At 60.7% G+C, this 19,279-nt stretch carries 18 protein-coding genes; 10 read left to right on the forward strand and 8 right to left on the reverse strand.

The window, feature by feature from the left end:
• Window positions 1–37: 37 nt before the first annotated feature.
• From ABWP92_RS05155 to ABWP92_RS05180, 6 genes are all read right to left on the reverse strand, one after another.
• Window positions 38–646, reverse strand: coding sequence for a TMEM175 family protein (locus tag ABWP92_RS05155; protein ID WP_353234290.1), 609 nt, complete (start codon window positions 644–646; stop codon window positions 38–40).
• A complete protein-coding gene (locus tag ABWP92_RS05160) occupies window positions 646–1,293 on the reverse strand; it encodes a YoaK family protein (RefSeq protein WP_353234291.1) in 648 nt (215 codons plus the stop codon). The genes ABWP92_RS05155 and ABWP92_RS05160 overlap by 1 nt, the downstream gene beginning before the upstream one ends.
• A gap of 77 nt (window positions 1,294–1,370) precedes the next feature.
• Entirely contained in the window at window positions 1,371–1,811 is a 441-nt protein-coding gene (locus tag ABWP92_RS05165; protein ID WP_353234292.1) for a DoxX family protein, read from the reverse strand.
• A 25-nt stretch (window positions 1,812–1,836) separates the two neighbouring features.
• Window positions 1,837–3,729: an amidohydrolase gene (locus ABWP92_RS05170; protein WP_353234293.1), complete on the reverse strand. Its 1,893-nt coding sequence runs from the start codon at window positions 3,727–3,729 to the stop codon at window positions 1,837–1,839.
• Between the two features lie 27 nt (window positions 3,730–3,756).
• On the reverse strand, window positions 3,757–4,020 hold the full coding sequence (locus ABWP92_RS05175) for a XapX domain-containing protein (RefSeq protein WP_353234294.1): 264 nt from the start codon (window positions 4,018–4,020) through the stop codon (window positions 3,757–3,759).
• Between the two features lie 74 nt (window positions 4,021–4,094).
• Complete coding sequence (locus tag ABWP92_RS05180; RefSeq protein ID WP_353234295.1) at window positions 4,095–4,787, reverse strand: hydrolase; 693 nt, start codon at window positions 4,785–4,787, stop codon at window positions 4,095–4,097.
• Between the two features lie 163 nt (window positions 4,788–4,950).
• Between ABWP92_RS05180 and ABWP92_RS05185 the strand changes: the two genes are divergently transcribed.
• From ABWP92_RS05185 to ABWP92_RS05230, 10 genes are all read left to right on the forward strand, one after another.
• Window positions 4,951–6,078 (forward strand): LysR family transcriptional regulator, encoded by a 1,128-nt coding sequence (locus ABWP92_RS05185; protein ID WP_353234296.1) that lies wholly within the window; start codon window positions 4,951–4,953, stop codon window positions 6,076–6,078.
• A gap of 153 nt (window positions 6,079–6,231) precedes the next feature.
• Entirely contained in the window at window positions 6,232–6,789 is a 558-nt protein-coding gene (locus ABWP92_RS05190; protein ID WP_353234297.1) for a sigma-70 family RNA polymerase sigma factor, read from the forward strand.
• Entirely contained in the window at window positions 6,786–7,790 is a 1,005-nt protein-coding gene (locus tag ABWP92_RS05195; protein ID WP_353234298.1) for a FecR domain-containing protein, read from the forward strand. Before ABWP92_RS05190 ends, ABWP92_RS05195 begins: the two co-directional genes overlap by 4 nt.
• Window positions 7,791–7,984: 194 nt before the next feature.
• A complete protein-coding gene (locus ABWP92_RS05200) occupies window positions 7,985–10,474 on the forward strand; it encodes a TonB-dependent siderophore receptor (RefSeq protein ID WP_353234299.1) in 2,490 nt (829 codons plus the stop codon).
• 54 nt (window positions 10,475–10,528) lie between these two features.
• Window positions 10,529–12,172: a PepSY-associated TM helix domain-containing protein gene (locus ABWP92_RS05205; protein WP_353234300.1), complete on the forward strand. Its 1,644-nt coding sequence runs from the start codon at window positions 10,529–10,531 to the stop codon at window positions 12,170–12,172.
• Complete coding sequence (locus tag ABWP92_RS05210; RefSeq protein WP_353234301.1) at window positions 12,169–12,471, forward strand: DUF3649 domain-containing protein; 303 nt, start codon at window positions 12,169–12,171, stop codon at window positions 12,469–12,471. Before ABWP92_RS05205 ends, ABWP92_RS05210 begins: the two co-directional genes overlap by 4 nt.
• A complete protein-coding gene (locus ABWP92_RS05215) occupies window positions 12,468–13,328 on the forward strand; it encodes a DUF3325 domain-containing protein (RefSeq protein WP_353234302.1) in 861 nt (286 codons plus the stop codon). Before ABWP92_RS05210 ends, ABWP92_RS05215 begins: the two co-directional genes overlap by 4 nt.
• Window positions 13,315–13,677 carry a hypothetical protein gene (locus ABWP92_RS05220; protein ID WP_353234303.1) on the forward strand — a complete coding sequence of 121 codons (363 nt, stop codon included), beginning with the start codon at window positions 13,315–13,317 and terminating at the stop codon, window positions 13,675–13,677. The genes ABWP92_RS05215 and ABWP92_RS05220 overlap by 14 nt, the downstream gene beginning before the upstream one ends.
• A 672-nt stretch (window positions 13,678–14,349) precedes the next feature.
• Window positions 14,350–16,014, forward strand: a complete 1,665-nt coding sequence (locus ABWP92_RS05225) for an Ig-like domain repeat protein (protein WP_353234304.1) — start codon at window positions 14,350–14,352, stop codon at window positions 16,012–16,014.
• A gap of 47 nt (window positions 16,015–16,061) precedes the next feature.
• A complete protein-coding gene (locus tag ABWP92_RS05230) occupies window positions 16,062–17,774 on the forward strand; it encodes an Ig-like domain repeat protein (protein WP_353234305.1) in 1,713 nt (570 codons plus the stop codon).
• Window positions 17,775–18,128: 354 nt separating this feature from the next.
• Here ABWP92_RS05230 and ABWP92_RS05235 read toward each other — a convergent pair whose 3' ends face one another.
• Entirely contained in the window at window positions 18,129–18,773 is a 645-nt protein-coding gene (locus ABWP92_RS05235) for a TetR/AcrR family transcriptional regulator C-terminal domain-containing protein (protein ID WP_353234306.1), read from the reverse strand.
• Window positions 18,770–19,174, reverse strand: coding sequence for a DoxX family protein (locus ABWP92_RS05240; protein ID WP_353234307.1), 405 nt, complete (start codon window positions 19,172–19,174; stop codon window positions 18,770–18,772). Before ABWP92_RS05240 ends, ABWP92_RS05235 begins: the two co-directional genes overlap by 4 nt.
• Window positions 19,175–19,279: the final 105 nt, after the last annotated feature.

Raw genomic sequence — 19,279 nt, forward strand, 5'->3', positions numbered from 1 at the left:
GTTGCCGCACATGCAAATCCCCAGGAAAACCAGGCGCTCAAGGCTGGGTGCCGCCTTGCCGCGCCAGGTATTTCTCGATACGTGAATCGGGCCGGAACCAGAGCACAGCCATGGCGGTGAAAATGGTAAATGCCGCCATGGTGCTGTAGAAGCTGACGATGATGGCCAGGGCGTAGGCGGGCAGGGAGATTTTTCCCTTCAGGTCCTTGCCGATGGTGCTCGCAAGCGCCGAGTCTGTGCCCTCCGAGAGGATGATGATGCGCTCCAGCATCCAGTATGAGGCCGCGCACATGAAAAGCACCCCGGCATACAGCGCGGTCGGGAACGCGAGTAGCCCTGATTTGCCGGCCCAGGTGGTGGTGATGGGAATCATGGTCAGCCAGAACAGCAAGTTAAGATTGGCCCACATAATCCGGCCGTCGATGCCACGCACCACCTGGAACATGTGGTGGTGATTGTTCCAGTAGATGCCGACATAGATAAAGCTGAGGACATAGCCGAAGAAGTTGTGCGCCTCCTTCCATAGCCCGCTCCAGGTAAATTCTGACGGCAGCTGGATCTGGTAGAGCATCAGCGTCAGGCTAACCGAGATGACGCCGTCGCTGAAGGACTCCAGCCGGCTCTTGTTCATGGCCGGGGCCAACATCAGATGGACTGCTTGCGAAAGGACCGGCCGGCCAGATACAGAATGGCCAGCATGAAAGGCAGCACGCTCCAGAAGCCATAGCGCATGTACAGTACGGCGCCCATGAAGGCGCCCAGCACAAAGCCGCCCACGATGCTGGCGCTCTTGAAAAGAGCCTGTGCCTGCTCATGGCCGGGATTGCGCACGTAATGGGACAGATCGATACCGAACTGCGTGGTATTGCCCGTCATCATGGTGCTGGGACTGATGTGCTTGATCAGCGTCTTGCTGGCCGTGTTGCGGATCGCCAGCGCCATCAAGCCCAGGCCGCCGGTCAGAGCCAGTTCGCCTGCATTCGGGTCGCGAAACGGCTCGAACTGCAAGCCTGCGAGCATGAAGGCGGTGAGGAATACAGCCTCTGCCACGAACAGCCACCCCAAGGTCCTGTGCGGCTGGTTGAATTGGCTGCTGTGGTCTATCCACACCTTGGTGAGCATGACCGTGATGATGAACAGCGGGACCGCGCCCAACTTGATCCACAGGCCTGCCCCTCCCTTGACGAAAGCCGCGCCCGCCACCACCAGGTTTCCGGTGACATGGGCGGTGAAAAAGCCCAGCAGAGCGATGAAGCCGATGGTGTCGATGGCGCCGCCTACGATAGTGAGCAATGCGGGCGCACGGCACTGTGCCCATGGGCCGGGGGCCTGCCCCGGCGATGGCGATGGAGATACGCTGTCGGCAGCCATCATGAAACCTTTCTGTCTTGCAGGTCCTGCCAGGCTACCAGCAGAAAGCCGCCAATCAACCCCAGATGCTCGAAAAACGAATTGCTCGCCATGAAACGCTCCTGGCTCGCAGGCAGTTCCCAGAAGCGCAGCGCCAGAAAAGTAGCCAGCAAGGTGAAGCCCGCGAGCAACAGGGCACCCAGCCATCGCAGCCGCCCGGTCAGCACCAGCGCTGAGGCGCCCAGTTCCAACACGATCACCAGCACCGCGAGCCAGGGCGCTGGCGCCAGGCCGAAATGCTGCATCTCGTCGACGGCACCGGAAAAATCGGTGAGCTTGACCAGGCCGCCCTGCAGGTAGGCCGCGCACAGGCCCAGGCAGGCAAGCCAGCGCACGGCTGCGCTGCCGAAGATGAAGCCTGCCATCACGGGCAGGCGGTCTTGAAGGCGAAGGCTTGTCATCGCAGCGCTCAGATGCTTCGCGGCTTCAGGCCATCCAGCACGAGCAGCCCAGGGCGCCGAAGAAGCTCTTCGGATCGGAGGCCGGCACGCTCGACGCCCAAGCGTCGGCATGGCTGTGGCCGTGCAGATTGCAACTGGTGGCGCAACCGCAGGCGGCCATGTTGCGGTAGTTCAGCGGCTGCAGCGAATTGCGGCCAGCGCCATCGGGCTTGCCCCAGGCGCCATAGCCCTTGAAGGTGCGCGTGGGCGACCAGTCGGGCATGGCCGGCGGCAGCGGGTTGTCGTCATGCTCCGCGAACTCGCCCTCGCCATAGACCACGCGGCCGCCGACCACGGTCAGGTGGGAGGTGAGAAAGGCGATATCGTCTTCGGGCACGCGGAAGTAGTCCCTGCTCGGCACGATGAAGTCCGCCAGTTGACCCACTGAGATGCGGCCACGCTTGCCTTCCTCGTTGCTGAACCAGGCAACATTCTCGGTCCACATGCGCAGGGCGGTCTCGCGGTCCAGCAGGTTGCACTGCGGGTACATCTGCATGCCGCCCAGCGTCTTGCCCGTGACCATCCAAGATAACGATACCCAGGGGTTGTATGAAGCAACGCGCGTGGCGTCGGTACCAGCCGAGACCTTGACGCCTTTTTCCAGCATGCGTTTGATGGGCGGCGTGGCCTCGGCAGCGCGTGCGCCATAGCGCTCGACGAAATACTCGCCCTGGTAGGCCATGCGATGCTGCACTGCGATGCCTCCGCCCAGAGCAGCGATGCGGTCGATGGACTCGTCGGAGATGGTCTCTGCATGGTCGAAGAACCAGTTGAGTCCGGTCAGCGGCGTGTCGCGGTGGACCTTCTCGAACACGTCGAGTGCGCGCGAGATGGTTTTGTCATAGGTGGCGTGCAGGCGCCATGGCCAGCGGTTCTGCACCAGCACGCGCACCACATCTTCTAGCTCGCTTTCCATCTGCGGCGGCATGTCGGGGCGCGGCTGGCGGAAGTCCTCAAAATCGGCGGCCGAGTACACCAGCATCTCGCCGGCGCCATTGTGGCGAAAGTAGTCGTTGCCCTGTTTGTATTTGACCGAGGAAGTCCACTTGAGAAAGTCCTCCTTCTCCTGCCTGGGCTTTTGCGTGAACAGGTTGTAGGCCAGGCGCACGGTGATCTGGTTCGCATCAGCCAACTTCTGGATGACCTCATAGTCCTCGGGATAGTTTTGCATGCCGCCGCCCGCGTCTATCACGCCGGTCACGCCCAAGCGGTTGAGCTCGCGCATGAAGTGGCGCGTGGAGTTGACCTGGTAGTCAAGCGGAAGCTTAGGCCCCTTGGCCAGCGTGGCATAAAGGATCGTGGCATTGGGCTTGGCGATCAGCAGACCCTTGGGGTTGCCCGAGGCATCGCGCACGATCTCGCCGCCGGGTGGCTCGGGCGTGTCCCTGACATAACCCACGGCGCGCAACGCGGCCGCGTTGAGCAGCGCGCGATCATACAAATGCAGCAGGAACACCGGCGTATCGGGCGCAATGGCGTTGATTTCCTCCAGCGTGGGCAGGCGCTTTTCGACGAATTGGTGCTCGGTGAAGCCGCCCACCACGCGCACCCATTGCGGCGCCGGGGTAATGGACACCTGGTACTTGAGCATGTCGAGCGCATCGGCCAGCGAACGCACACCGTCCCAGCGCAGTTCCAGGTTGTAGCTCAGGCCTCCGCGCACCACGTGGGTGTGGTTGTCCAACAGGCCGGGCAGCACCTGCCTGCGCTTGAGATCGATGATCCGGGTGGCGCTTCCCGCCAGCGGCATGACATCTTCGTCGTCGCCCACGGCAATGAAACGGCCTTCGCGGATGGCAACCGCGCTGGCGACCGGCTTGGAGCGCTCCAGTGTCATGATCTGGCCGTTGCGGAAAATGATGTCGGGATGATCGGACATGGTGATGTTCCTCTCCTGTAATACCAGCTATATCTGCTCGCCCTTGGCCTTCGCGGTGCGGCCGGGCGGTTGGCTGAGCTCAGGGCTGGCGGCCTGCTCTTTCCCGCTCGCGGCGCTGAAGGCCGTGCCTTGCAGCAACTGCTTGCCCATGGGAATAATCTGCTCGCCCACGAGGATACCCAGCAGGCCGACCAGCGCCGCCAACGGCGGCGCGGGCGAGCGCACGCTCAGCAGGCTGTAGACGATGCCAACCAGAATGCCTGCGCCGAGTGATAACAGATAGAGTTTCATTGCTTGCCTCGGGGGCGGGAAATGGATGGCTCCGAGGCCTGTATCGGGCCAGTTGCGGAGCGGCGGTCAAGGCCTTATTTGGCGGGATTGGGCCCGATACGCTCGCCATGCTGAACGCGCTCGGGGGCCTTGTGCACCATGGTGTAGGCATAGTCCACACCCATGCCGTAGGCTCCGGAGTGCTCGCGCACGATGTTCATCACCGCGTCATAGCTGTCTTTGCGAGCCCAGTCGCGCTGCCACTCCAGAAGCACCTGCTGCCAGGTCACTGGCACGATACCGGCCTGCACCATGCGGTCCATGGCGTAGTTGTGCGCATCCGTCGAAGTGCCGCCGGAGGCGTCGGCCACCATGTAGATCTCATAGTCGGTGTCATGCAGGCACGACAGTGCGAATGTGGTATTGCAGACTTCTGTCCATAGACCGGAGACTACGATCTTCCTGCGGCCCTGCGCGGCATTGGAGGCCAGCGCGTCGCGCACGTTCTGGTCATCCCACGAGTTCATTGAGGTGCGTTCCAGGATGCGGTGATCCGGAAACACGCTCAGCAGCTCAGGATAGGTGTACCCGGAAAAGCCTTCGGTCTCCACCGTGGTGATGGTGGCCGGGATATTGAAGGCCTTGGCAGCCTTGGCCAGGCCGACCACATTGTTTTTCAGCACCTGGCGATCAATGGACTGCACGCCGAAGGCCATCTGCGGCTGCTGGTCGATGAAGATGATCTGGCTATTCTGGGGGGTCAGGATTTCGGTGTATTTGGAGGACATGAGGTTTTCGCTTCAGGAGTAGTGAGTGAAATGTGGCGATCTGGAACGCTGCTTGGAGCACCTGATTCAAGGCGGGGAAAACACCGCCAGAACCACACGCAAACGGGGCGCGCAGCATAACCCCGTGCTTTTTTGAGACTATCTTGGCCGCTCCGGTACGACAATGCCTCAGTCTACTGAGGGGCGTCAGGTCTGCAGATGTAGTGAATCGAATATCAGAGTTTCCGTTTTTACCAGTCATGCGTTCATCGATTACTATATAAAGAAAAGCTATGCCTCCAGATGCCATCCAGACAAAGGCCCTGATATCACCGAAGCCCGCCAAGGCAATGGTCATCGAAAAATGAAGAAAACACTCCCTGATTTTGAGGCATGGGCCATTTTTGCCAAGGTGGCTGAAACAGGTTCATTTGCCCGAGCGGCAATGCAGCTCAACCTATCGCAAGCGACCATTTCGAAAGCGGTTTCAAGACTGGAAACACGCATGAATGTAATGCTCCTTCAGCGCACGCCGCGCAGCGTTTCTCTGACCGAAACGGGCCTGGCTGCGCTTGAACGCGCTGCATCCATTCTTGAATATGGAGAGACCATTGAAGCAGAGATCACGGAACAATCCAATAGCCTGCGAGGACTGATTAGGATATCGCTGCCAATGTCTTTTGGAGTTAGCCGCCTGTCCCCCATTTTGTCGAATTTCCTGACCATGCACCCTGATGTGGAGATGGATGTGGATTTTTCCGACAAACAAGTGGATCTTATCGAGGGGAAATTCGATTTTGCTTTACGCATTGCCGCCTTGGTTGACTCCACGCTCCTCGCTCGGCGGTTGTGCCCGATACGGGTTCTGTTAGTAGGTTCTCCAACTTACTTCAGGCGACATGGAAAACCGCAACATCCTCGTGATCTCGCCAACCACAGGACTTTAAGATATGCGTATGCCCATGGTAGGAAAGGATGGAATTTCTCCCACGAAGAGTACGGAAATTTCACCCAGGTCGCTCCTGTTCAAATGCGGTCCAATAATGCGGAAGCACTGAATTTCGCATTATTGGCGGGGCTTGGCATAGCTCTCCAACCCGAATTTCTCGTCTGGGATGATTTGCAGTCCGGACAATTGGAGACGGCAATGGAGACATGGAAAATTGAACCTCTGGCTCTTCATATTGTGGCTCCGCCTGGCCGCAGACGTCCCCTTCGTGTTCAAATCCTCATAGACTACATACTTCAAACATTGACTCAAGAACCCTGGGCGCGCTTGGAGCCGCAGACACAGCCGCTCATTAAATCGTGAACAGATGATGGACGCGACCAGCGGCAGCAACGCCTGTAGTCGTCGTCTTTGCCGGCATCTGGGCCGACCGTGTCTTTGTAATTTTGGAATACAATAATAAAACTGATTCTCATTTGCAAAGACATCGGCGTTGGAACCGTCGGTGCATCCGCCATGTCCACTGCCTCCAGTCCGCCGCACGCCGAGATCGCTGCGCTTTATGTCGATCATCACAGTTGGTTGATGGGCTGGCTTCGCCGTCGGCTGGGGTCGGCGGCGGAGGCGGCCGATCTGGCGCACGACACCTTTGTGCGGATGCTCATCGGCAAGACGCAGCGTCGCTTCTGCAGCGTAGGCGAGGCACGCGCCTATCTGCGGACCACCGCGCAGAACCTGTGCATTAATCTTTGGCATCGGCAGGAGATCGAGCGCGCCTGGCTCGACATTCTGGCAGCGACGCCCGAGGCGACCTATCCGTCGGCCGAGCGCCAGGCCGTCGTGCTGCAGGCACTGGAGGAGATCGTGCGCACGCTGCAGTCGCTGTCGCCCAAGGCGGCGCGGGCGTTCACGCTGGCTGTGGTGTGCGGCATGACGGACGACGAGGTGGGCGCGGAGCTTGGCATCTCGGGTCGCATGGTGCGCAAATATGTGGCGCAGGCGATGCTCGCCTGCCTTTCTCTGAACGCCCGTCAGACCGCCGCCGAGCTTCGGCAGGACGGGATGCTTGCATGAAGCTGGGGCAGGGCGCGAGCGCCGACGCTTCTTCCATGCCGTCGCACGCGGATCTGGAGCAGGCGGCGCATTGGTATGCTTGTTTGCGTGACGGCAAGGCAAGCGCGCGCCAGCGGGCCGCGTGGCAGGTCTGGGTTTCGGCGGCGGACTCGCACGCGCGGGCCTGGGAGTACGTAAAAGACATCAGCCGTGCGTTCGAGCCTGTGCGCACGCTGCCGCAGGCGCGCGATGTCGCGCAGCAGCTCCGCGCGGTGGACGAGCGGCTGCGCGCCCGTCGCGGCGTGCTCGCGAGCGTGGCGCTGCTGGTGAGCGGCGGCGTGGTCGGTGCGCTGTGCTGGCGTCAGTCCTGGGTGCCTGATGGCGTGATGGCGCTGGCCGCCGACGTGCGCACCGCGACGGGCGAGCAGCGGCAGATGACGCTGGACGATGGCACGCGCCTGTGGCTCAACACCGCGAGCGCCGTCGATGTCCGGTTCGGGGCGCTGGAGCGCCGCATCGTGCTGATTTCCGGCGAGGTGTTCGTCGAGACCGCGAAGGACCCACGGCCGCTGCTGGTGCAGACGCGCCAGGGCCGTATGCGCGCACTGGGAACGCGGTTCAATGTGCAGTTGGGCGAATCGAGCACACAGTTGTCTGTCTACGAAGGATCGGTCGAGATCCGCACCGCGACGTCGGACGCGGCGCTGGTCGTTGACGCGGGCCAGCAGACATCATTCACGATGCACGATATCGCGCAGACCGACGCGGCCGACGTGGCGCGCCAGGTGTGGACCCAGGGCTCGCTTGTAGCCAACAACCTGCCTCTTGGGCAATTCGTGCAGGAGCTCGGGCGCTATCGCAAGGGCCATCTGGGCGTTGCCGATTCCGTGGCCGATCTGGTCGTCTACGGCAGCTTTCCGGCGCACGACACGGACCGGGCGCTGCAGATGCTCGCGTCTGCGCTGCCCGTGCGCATCGCGCAGCCGCTGCCGTGGTGGACCAGCATCGAGGCGCGGCGCTGATTCCGCGTCTTTCAAATATTTTTCAGTTTTTTTCGGTTTCAGGTTCCGGGTTTCGGCGTCTCGTTGGTTTTGTTCCATGAGAAGACCTCATCGCCAAGCCATCCCGTGCTCATTCACGCCAGGGCACGCGGCTGGCTGGCGATGGGGATTTCGCCTCATCGCATTCCCTTTTCCTTAGCCGGAGCAAGCCGTCCATGTCCGTACGCAGAGCCAAGCGCGCCATCAGCAACAAGCCGCGCAGCAAGAACCATTCAACCCGCAAGCTGGCGATTCCGCTGCTGATCGTCGCCAGCGGCATCGGCGCGATCAGCCATGCGCCGATTGCGCTCGCACAGACGACAACGGCAGCACAGACCGCGCGCAGCTACGACATTCCCGCAGGGCCGCTGAGCCAGGCGCTGACACGGTTTTCGGCGGAGGCCGGCATCTATCTCGTCGGCAACGGCAGCATGGCCGAGGGCAAGAATACGGCGGGGCTCAAGGGCAGCTACAGTGTCTCGGCCGGACTATCGGCATTGCTGGCCAACACGGGGCTGGAGGCCTTTGTGCAGGCCGATGGCAGCTACGGGCTGCGCGCGCGCAGGGCGGATGCGCAGGTGAGCCCGCCCGCTGCGGCAGACGCCACTGCACTCGGGATGGTCACCGTCACCGCCAAGGCGGATGCGGGCACAGCATCCGAAGGCACAGGCAGCTACACGCAAAAAGGCCCGAGCCGCACTGCCACCGGGCTGAATCTGTCGCTGCGCGAAACGCCGCAGTCGGTTTCGGTGATGACGCGCCAGCGCATGGACGACTTCAAGCTCGAGACGCTGACCGACGTGATGGAGCAGACGCCCGGCATCGCGGTCTACCGTCAGAACAACGCCTCGGATTTTCAGGCGCGCGGCACCAGCGTGAACCTGCAGACCGATGGCATGGCGCAGGTCACGAGCGGCTGGTACTACCTCACCAGCACCATGTTCTCGCTTGACGACATGGCCGAGGTCGACCGTGTGGAGGTGCTCAAGGGCTCGTCCGGGCTGGTGGTCGGCAAGGGCAACTACGGCGCGACCGTGAACATGATCCGCAAGCGCCCAACGCGGGATTTTCAGGCCAATGTGCGTGCCAACGCGGGCAGTTGGGACACCTACCGCGCGCAGGCCGATGTGGGCGGGCCGCTCAACGAATCGGGTTCGGTGCGTGGCCGGCTGGTGGCGTCGGCGATGGATTCGGGCGGCTTTCGCGACTATGAAAAGTCCAGCAGCAAGATGCTGTTCGGCACGCTGGAGGCCGATATCACGCCCGACACGCTGCTCAACGTCGGCCTGACCTACCGCGAGCGCGACGCCAAGGGCATAGGCACGACCCAGCCCATCCAGCGCTATACGCGCGCGGGCGGCGAAGTGGCGTGGATGCCGCGCTCGTTCAACACCGGCGCGCCCTGGGGCGGCTACGAGCAGAAGGGGCTGAACCTGTTCGGCAGTCTGGAACAGCGCCTTGCCGATGACTGGACGGCGGCCCTCAAGTTTTCGCACCAGCGCGTGACCATGGACGACATGATCGCGGGCTACTACTACGACCAGGACCGCGCGAGCTTCGGCCGCTGGCGCAACATGGAGACCGACAACTGGACCGTGAATCTGGATGTCAAGGGCACGTTCGATCTGCTTGGCCGCTCGCATGAGCTGCTTGCGGGAGCGGGCATCTCGCGCTTCTACAGCAATGTGCAACTGCCGCTCAACTCGCTGAATCTGGTGCCGCTCGACCAACTCGGCGTGAGCATGGCCCAGGGCGGCGCCGCGCTGCCCATGCCCGACTACAGCAAGCTGAACTACGGCGACAACAGCTTCAGCCAGAAGCAGCGCTACGCCTATGCGGCCGGGCGTTTCCGCGTGACCGATCCGCTGCAGGTGATCGCCGGGCTGCGCATCACACGCTTTGAAGAGCGCGACATCACGCCGTTCTGGTGGAACTACGACATGAAGGAAAACGGCGTGGTCACGCCGTATGCGGGACTGGTCTATGAGGTACATCCGAACGTGTCGCTGTATGCGAGCTACGCCAGCATCTTCCAGCCGCAGACCGCGCAGGACGAACGCGGCACCACGCTCAAGCCCGAAGAGGGCAGCACCTACGAGATCGGTGCCAAGGGCGAATTCTTCGACAAGCGCCTGAACGCCAGCATCGCCCACTTCTGGATGAAGACCAAGAACACGGCGGAGGAAAGCGGCGGACTCACGCCCGGCGGCGATACTGCCTACCGCGCGGTCTCTTCGGCCACCCGGCGCGGTTGGGAGCTCGAGCTGTCGGGCGAACTCGCGCGCGGCTGGCAGGCGCAGGGCAGTCTGGTGCAGCAGGACAGCTCGCTCAACAATGCGAGCAAGTATCCCAAGCACCAGTTCAAGCTCGGCACGGCCTACCGTTTCGACGGCGACCTTCGCGGCCTGACCGTGGGAGCATCCACGCGCTGGCAGAGCAAGACCTCGGTGAACAACAGCGCCGCCACGTTATCGCAGGACGCCTATGCGCTGTTCGACCTGATGGCGCGCTATCAGGTCGACTCGCATCTCTCGTTCAGCCTGAACATCAACAACGCGTTCGACAAGCAATATCTTTCAGGACTCACCAACTTCAGCGCGTCGGGGCTTTTCTACACTTGGGGCGCGCCACGCAGCGTGAACGTGGGCATGCGGTATGACTTCTGAACCGACGCATTCGAAAAGAAGCCTGACTGAGCCGGAGACAGGGGAGTCTCGGCGATGAAGGAAGGCTTTCGCCAATGCATGGCCTGGCTGCACACCTGGACGGGCCTGGTGGTGGGCTGGGTGCTGTTTTTCGTCTTCGCGACCGGCACGCCGGGCTATTTCCAGTACGACATCACGCGCTGGATGCAGCCAGAGCGGCCGCAGGCGCAGCGTGTGGAGATTCCCAAGGCCGACAGGGCGCAGGTGCTGGGCAGGGCGCTGGACCGTCTCGAACAGCTAGCGCCTGCGGCGAACAGCTGGCGCATCACGCTGCCGCATGAATCGTTGTCGCCGCGCGGCTGGCAGGAGTTTTCGATCCGCTGGGAAGAAGCACCCAGGCCCGGTCATGAGCGCGGCGTCAGCGGCAACGAGCGCCTCGATCCTCTGACCGGCGCGCTGCTGCCGGGCGAGGCGCAGCCGCGCGCCACGGCGGGCGGGTTCGGCCTCTACCGCATGCACTACATGCTGCATTATCTGCCCTATGACTGGGCGATTCGGCTGGTCGGCATCTGCACCATGCTGATGTTGCTGGCCATGCTCAGCGGCGTGGTCGCGCACAAGCGGATCTTCAAGGACTTCTTCACTTTCCGCCCCGGCAAGGGCCAGCGCAGCTGGCTCGACGCGCACAACGCTGTCAGCGTGATGGCACTGCCATTCTTTCTGATGATCACCTACAGCGGTTTGGTGTTTTTTCTCTTCACCTACCTGCCTGCCGGGCGCGACGTGCAGTACGGCAGCACTCAGGCTGCCAACAAGGCCTTCTATGACGAGCTGCTCGACCGCCATGCCCATGCGCCGTTTGCACGCCCGAAGGCGGACATCGTCGCACTCGCGGATCAGGCCGAGAAGCGGTGGGGACCTGGCCGCATCGCGTCCGTCGTCGTCGAGCGGCATGTGGGTGACGGCGAGGTCGCGGAAATCGTCATCACCCATGCGCAGGACAGCCAACTGGATTTTTGGAATCCCGCCAAGCTGCGATTCGATGCCGACACCGGCGCAGCGCTCCCCGAGGAGCCCAATCCCGGTGGCGACGCGCGACTCACGCAGAGCGTGATGCTGAATCTTCACGAGGGCCTGTTCGCGGGTATCTGGGGGCGCTGGCTGTACTTTGCCGCGGGGCTGCTCGGCTGCGCGATGATCGGCACGGGACTGGTGCTCTGGACCGTCAAGCGCCGCAGGCACCATCTGGCAAGCGGCAGGGAAGTTGACGAGCGTTTCGGCGTGCGTTTGGTGGAGATATTGAACGTGGCGACCATCGCCGGTCTGCCGTTGGCGCTCGCGGCGTATTTCTGGGCCAACCGGCTGCTGCCGCTGGAGATCGCGGATCGCTCGGCATGGGAGTTCCACGCTGTGTTCGCTGCGTGGCTGGGCACCCTGTTCTACGCGATGGCGCGGCCGCTCGCGCGCGCCTGGGTGGAGTTGCTGTGGGGCAGTTGCCTTGCGTTCGCGTTGGTGCCGGTGATCAACGCGCTTACCACCGACCGCCATTTGGTCAACAGCCTCGCGGCTGGAGACTGGGTGTTTGCCGGTTTCGATCTCACTCAGCTCGGTCTGGCCGCGCTTTTCGCGCTGATGGCCGTGAAGGTGAGCCGGCGTCTGCTGCCTGCTTCCCGAACTATCGATCAACCACATTCCGCAACGGCAAAGGAGGCCGCATGAGCCAGGACAAGACCATGCCGACCAGCTATCGCCTGGCCGTTGCGTCGCGTGTGGCGGCCGCAGCATTCGGCGGCTACGCGCTCGCGTCCGCCGCCACGGTGCTCATGGCTCAGCTTTGGCCGGCCACGCGCGCGCAGGCGCTGCTCTGGGCCAGTATGCTCGGCTTTGCTGTCTATGCCGTCGCGGTGATCTGGGTATTCACCACGCGCAGTGCCACGCGCGCATGGATGGGCGTGGCTGCGACGACGGCCGTGCTCACGGCGACGGCCTGGGCCATCCACGCGGGAGGCAAGACATGACGCCCGACGCGTTGACCGGCACGCATCTGCTCGTGCTCGCTTTGGGCTTGCTGGCGTTTCTGTCGCTGGCCTTTGCGACTGAGCGGCACGGCGGGCATCTGCTGGGCCGCATCCCCCCGCGGCGCTGGCAAGGTTTTGCGCGCGTAGCGGGATGGCTGCTGCTGGCGCTCTCGCTGGCCTGTGCCGTCACCGCGTTTGACGCGGGTGTCGGCATCGTGCTGTGGCTGGGTTGGCTCAGCATCGCGGCGCTCGCGTGGGTTTTCGCCTTCCCGCGCTGGCCGTGGCAGCCGCCCGCGCGAGACAAGCCGCAGCGCCAAGTCCAGTCAAATGAGGGGGCAGGGAATGGATCCCCGACTTCGCCCCCGCGACGCGGCGCGAGGAGCATCGCGGCGCTGCTGTTGCTCGCCACGAGCATCGTGTTCGCCACCGGGCTTGCGCGCGTGCAGTTACCGCCGCTCGAACGCAGCTACGCGCTCACGGGGCAGGCCGGCCCGTGGACGTTCACGCTGGTCGAATCCGACCGCAACCCGCCCAAGCTTGTGGACATGGACATCCCGATGAAGGAGTTCCGCCTGCGTTTCTGCGATGCATGCGACCAGCACATCCGGTTGGCGACGCTCAAAGTCAACCGGCCGCGCAGCCCGCGCGCGACGGGCATGGGTTTCATGGGGCAGCGTTGGGAGCGTCGGGCCGAAATCCCACTGCCAGACACCTTGCGCGCCGACAGCGAACTGTGGCTGACCGTGACCGGAAAGGATGGCACTGTGCATCAGACCTCCTGGCGCATGGATCAAGTCTCTCCCGGCACTGTGGCATGGTTTGAACAACAAAGGAACGAGTCCCATGCACAACCCTGATCGCAGGATCCTGCGCTGCCTGCTGAGCTTATGCGCTGCATGCGCGTCCCTTCATGTCGCAGCGCACGAGCCCGTGGCCCGTTGCGTCATGCTGGACACGCAAACAGTGCGCTGCCGCGGAGCCAACAACGACGGGGAGGAGATGCCCGGCGCACGCATGGAGGTCATCGCGCACAGCGGCGAAACCCTGCTTGACGGTAGGCTCGACACACGCTCCACGCTCACCTTCAAACAACCGACGCAACCGTTTTATGTGCTCTTCGACATAGGCCCCGGTCTGCAGACAGTCGTGGAGCAGGAAGAAATCCTGCGTTCCCCCTTACGCCGCGCGCGTTGGATGCAGAACTGAATGGACATTTCTCCAGACACCAAGCACTCTAGTTGCTGAATTGCTCTGGCTTTCAAGATAGGGACCAGCTTTTTGAGCCGCTGAAGCTACTTCGGTCAGCGCAAACTTTGGCGGGTGATGTCAGGCAGTGTTATTGAGCGGCGGTGCTGCTACGGCTTGCTGTCGAATAGTTGTGCTTTTTCAGGGCGCGCCGTATTGCAGATGAATGATGGGGTAAGGGCTGTCAGTCGACGTGTTTGGTAGAGCATCAGCTAGCTGAGACAGGCCGGAAAATAAAAGCTGTCTTGGTTTCAACGAGGGCTGACAACCTAGCCCAGGGCCTTTACGCCAAGATATTGGGTGTAAAAGCGGTGGCCCAAATTGACGATCTCTACTCTGCCGCAGAGGTCATCATGATTTCTAAACGATAGACAGCTTTGGGTCGGTCTGCGACAGTCGTGGATCGGCCAAAACCAGACATACGCCCAATTTTTCCAAAAAAGCCGACACTCGACCACAAAACCAAGGGTAAATACCAGTTTCTGCATCGCTCAAATTCACTTGTTTGGGGGACAGACAAATGGAATATTTGTATGTGTAATGCGGACTGAAGAAATAAGCCATGGGTCTTGGGGTCGCGCTTACCCTCGCACATCGACAACCAAGTCAACGTCATTCATTCCGAGGGAAACCATGAAAAAACATAAGGGCACTGTCAATCGGTTGTTTGTCCTTTTGGCGGGTTGTTCGGCCTTTGCGCTGGCCAATGCTCAGGTGTTCACTCCGATATCCACATCAGGCTACAACGCGGATGTGATCGCCAACGGTATCGGCACTGTCGCTAGCAGTACTACTGGCGATGTGGATGGTGCGAGCTACGCGCTTGTCTCCCGGGATTTTCAGCTCGATAGCTCGTCGACTCCCCTGGAGTGGGGGTTGCCAGTCGGCGGCCAAGTCGTGGCGGGTGACCGAACCTATCAATTACAGGACTATTCAGCCAACAACAGCTTGCAACTGCCAAATGCCCAATCGAATGGAACGCTTAGCCTGATGACACCATTGGCTGTCGGAAAGCTGAGCCTGCTGGGTACCAGCGGCTCAGGCGCCAGCACTGCAGACGTAGTCGTACAGTTCAGCGATGGCTCGCAGACAGTGTATGAAGGCGTCCAGATCAAGGACTGGTTCTATGGTTCCAATGCGGTGGTATACGGCATTGGCCGCATCAGCCGTGGTGACAACGTGATGCAGCAGAGCAGTTCCGATCCCAGGCTGTACCCGTTGGACGTCACGCTGACATGCTCCGAACAACAAGGGAAGGTATCCAGTGTCAAAGTCATCAAGACCGGGGGTTTCGGCATCGTCAATATCTTCGCGTTGTCCGGTTCCGCGCCTGATCCTCTGGTGTCGGCGAGCATCAGTGGAGAGTCGAAACTCGATACCGGAGACATCGTGCAGCTCACCACGGCTGCGGCTGGAGGGTCGTGGAGCAGTGATCACCCAACGATCGCAAGCGTCGACAACACCGGCAAGGTCACGGGACACGCAGCAGGCGCCACAACGATCCGCTACAAGCAAGCCCCCTGCAGCAGCGAGACAACGCATGCATTGACGGTTCAGGGTACTGTGACAATCAGCACCAACTTGGGCACATCGGCCCAATTCACAGTAGGTCGGCCGGCGCAGATCACGGTCAGCGTTCAGTCGGCCATACCGACTCCAACGGTGCCCACCGGGAGGGTGAACATTGAACTCGGAGCCGATAGCTGCGAAGCCATCCTGACGAACGGCTCAGGCGCGTGCATGTTGACGCCAGGCAGTGCCGGAACAGCGCTGTCGTTGACGCTGTCCTATTCCGGGGATCCCATTTTCCAGACCGCTCAAGACGCTCAGACGGCCGACGTGCTGAAGGTCGTTTCCGTGGTCTCCATGACGGCTACGCCGAACCCACCCATCGCGGGGGAATCGCTCACGTTCTCGGTCAACGTCACACCGGGGCAAGCACAAGTACAAGCGCCAACACTGAAAGCCATGACCAAGGCAGCACCGCTGCCCACAGGGATGATCTCATTCACCGATGGTGGCGCATCCATTGGCAGCGCGCCACTGATCGACGGGGCCACCACACTGACCGTTGCTGCGCCAACCACGCCGGGAACTCACAGCTTTGTCGCCACCTATCTGGGCGACGGTTTCAACGCGCAGGCACAGAGCACTCCGCTGACCTTTACGGTTGCGGCGGCTCCCGTCGTATCGGCTTCGCCGGTGCCGCTGTTTGACACGTTGTGGGAGAAAGTATTGCTCTCGCTGCTGGTTCTCGGCTGGGGAGCGATGGCTACTCGGTGCCGCTGGATGCACTGAGGATGGGTCACGATAGCAGACTTCTAGCCTTGCGATGGGGGAAGACCATGACCGCACCAGTATCTCGCCTCTCACGGGTCTCACACACAGCACGAATTTGTTGGCACCCTATCGCCTTCGCACTAACTTGTGTACTGGCTTCATCACCTTTTGCATTGGCAAATGCGAAAGATTTTGTGCCAATTTCTACATCGGGCTATACCGCGGACACCATGGCAAACGGGATTGGAGATGTCGCATCCAGCACTACCGATGATGTGGATGGGGTAAATTACACCTTTGTCTCTCGCGATTGGAAACTTACCTCGACCTCGCCGGAATTGACCTGGGGGTTGCCAACAAGCGGCACTATTCAGGCAACAGGCAGGACATACCAACTCCAGCCTTACTCCGAACCCAACGATTTACGCCTAACTAGCACGTTAAATAGCGGTACTCTCACATTTGAAACTGCCTCAGCACATGCGCAGTTAAGCGTATTGACGACCAGCGGATCGGGACAGTCTACGTTAAGCATTACTGTCGAATTCACAGATGGCACACAGGCTGTGTTCGATAACCGCGCAGTTTCAGACTGGTACAGCGGTAATGACTTTGTTATCCAAGGTATTGGGAGGGTCAGCAAATACACTAATGTTTTAGATCCGAACACAACGAATCCTAGGCTCTATCCGATAGACCTGAATCTGACTTGCGCAGATCAACAAAAAAACATATCTGGAATCAGAATAGACCGAACGGGTGGTGTCGGCATCACCAATGTATTTGCGCTATCTGGAACTGCTCCGGATCCACTGGCCTCGGGAACCATCAGCGGGGCTGCCAATATACAAATCGGCGGTGCTGCTCAGCTCAATGTAGGTACATCTGGTGGAACATGGACCAGTGATGATCCGTCGATTGCTAGCGTGGACAACTCAGGCAATGTCTCAGCGCTGTCTGCCGGCTCCACAACTATCAGATACCGGGCAGCGCCATGCAGTAGCGAGACAACACATGCCTTGACGGTTCAACCCGCAGCTGTTCCCACCACTACAACGTTAACAGCCACCCCCAATACGCCCACGCTCGGCCAATCATTGACCCTGACTGCGGAGTTATTGCCAGCTACCGCTACCGGAGTAGTAGCTTTCTACAGTGATGCAGACGCAACCATTGTGGTGCCAGGCTGCTCGGCCCAGACCGTGGCACAGGGGCAGGCCAACTGCACGGTCACACCCACTGCAACAGGCAGCTACACCTATATAGCCCATTACACGCCCGTCGACAACACTACGCTGAGCTCGACATCCGCGAGCGTCACCGTCGTAGTCACAGCACCCGTACCGGCTTTGGCCATCAACTCGACAAGCTTGGGGGACCTGCAAGTGGGGCAGGCCGTGAACCATGTTCAGTTAAGCGCCAGTGGTGGCAGTGGTGCGTACACTTGGTCGGCTACGGACAGCGTGCTGCCGCTGCCCGCGGGCCTGAGCCTGTCTCCAGCAGGCGTGCTCAGCGGCACCCCGACCAGCACTGGCAGCTATACCTCGGCCATCACGGTCACTGATGGCAATGGAGCGAGCAAGCAACTGCGCCTGACCACCAAGGCTGCAACATCGCTCACGCAGGTGTTTACGGGCACCGTAGCTGCGGCAACCGCTCTACCGGCGACGACGCCCGTGCCATCGCTGGGCGTATGGGCAATCGCGCTACTCAACTTGATGGCGGCTGTGATGGGTTTACAGGCATGGCACTGGAGAAGAAACTGCTTCCAAGCCTAACGCTCCCCATCGATAACACTAAACCAGGCCACCTTTGGGTGGCTTGCTTTTTTATGGGGCGGCGAATGTGGCGAATGGCTGCTTGTCGAAGAGGAGAAGGCCGGCACGGTTCGGAACCGCCAATACTGGTGATGAAATCCAGGCATTCTGGCAACAACGTGACCACCTGGGCCACAGACACGCCACGCTCGGTAACCAGCTTGACCGCCTCGAGCTTGAGCTCACGGCTGAATGCCCTGCTTCTCTCCATGAACCACCTCCGGTTTCATCTTCCACCTTAACAAGGTGTCATCGAAACTGGCAGCGGCCCAGCCTGGTTTCAGGTGAGCCATCAGACGTACGTTGCCATCCAGTTCACTGCGTGTCAGCTCGCTCTATTGCATAGAAGGCGTAAAAAACCTCCAAGCCGTGGTCAACCTTCGCAAGAATTCCTGCGTCGCTCATGGGCTCGCCAACGCCTAGCTTGACCTCTAGGCTGGTGCCCCCCATCCAGAGCGCGGTTAAGTCCTCTGCGGCTTGGGCTGGGTTGAGAGGACGCAGACAACCTTGTGAAACCCCAGTGCTCAGAAGCTGCATCAGCAAGCGATTCCAGCGCCCGGGTCCCGCTTCGTAAAACCGCTGAGGCAACTGAGGGGTTCGCTTCGCGCTATGCGCAATCAAGCGATCCCAACCCGCAACAGCGGTCTGATTGACGAAATGAACGTACTTGATACCAAAGTTGCGCAGGACTTGAGCGAAGGTGCTGCCTTGACGTATTAGGACCAGCTCATCGGCGATGACCTGCTCGGACTCTCTGCGGATCACCGCCTCAATCAATTCCTCTTTGTCTTTGAAGTTCGCGTATAAGGTTGCCCTCGCAACACCGGCAGCTGCTGCCACCTCGCCCGTTGTGACATCTACTCCTCGCTCCAAGAACAGTACTTGAGCGGCATCCAGCAGCGCTTCGCGCTTGGCTTCGTCTTTGGGGCGGCCACGAGGGCGAGGGGGGGTGAGGGTCATTTTTTGAAGGAGAGAAGTCCTGCCAGAAGCAGTCCTCCAACGACGGTGATGTGTTCCAGTGCGATGTGGAATTCTGCCGTACGTTTGGGCTCCGTGAAGGTCCAGAATGCGTGACCAATAGGAATGGTCAGTAGCGTGAATACTACAAGCGCTCCGGATCCCAACCAACCCAGTCCCCGGTAGTCAGAGATAAGTAGCGCGGAGCCGATGAGCTGCGTGGCAATTGTCAGGACGGCAAAAGCCACTGGTGCAGGAAGCTTCTCTGCCGCCATCTCTTGCACGATGACGTTGAAATTGAACAAGCCGAACAGACCTGCCATCCAAAAGAAAGTGGTGAGAACGACGCGAAACAGCACCAATGTCACTGGGCGATCTGCAATGGTGGTGAGTAAGTAATGCATGGCAATTTGATAATTAATAGACTCAATAGTCTATAATTTATTTTCCAGACTTCAAAGTCCAGGAAATTTTGAGGGCCATGCTTTCACGTTGTTTTTTGTGTGCAA

The sequence above is a fragment of the Diaphorobacter ruginosibacter genome (assembly GCF_040396215.1).
GTDB lineage: Bacteria > Pseudomonadota > Gammaproteobacteria > Burkholderiales > Burkholderiaceae_C > Diaphorobacter_A > Diaphorobacter_A ruginosibacter_A.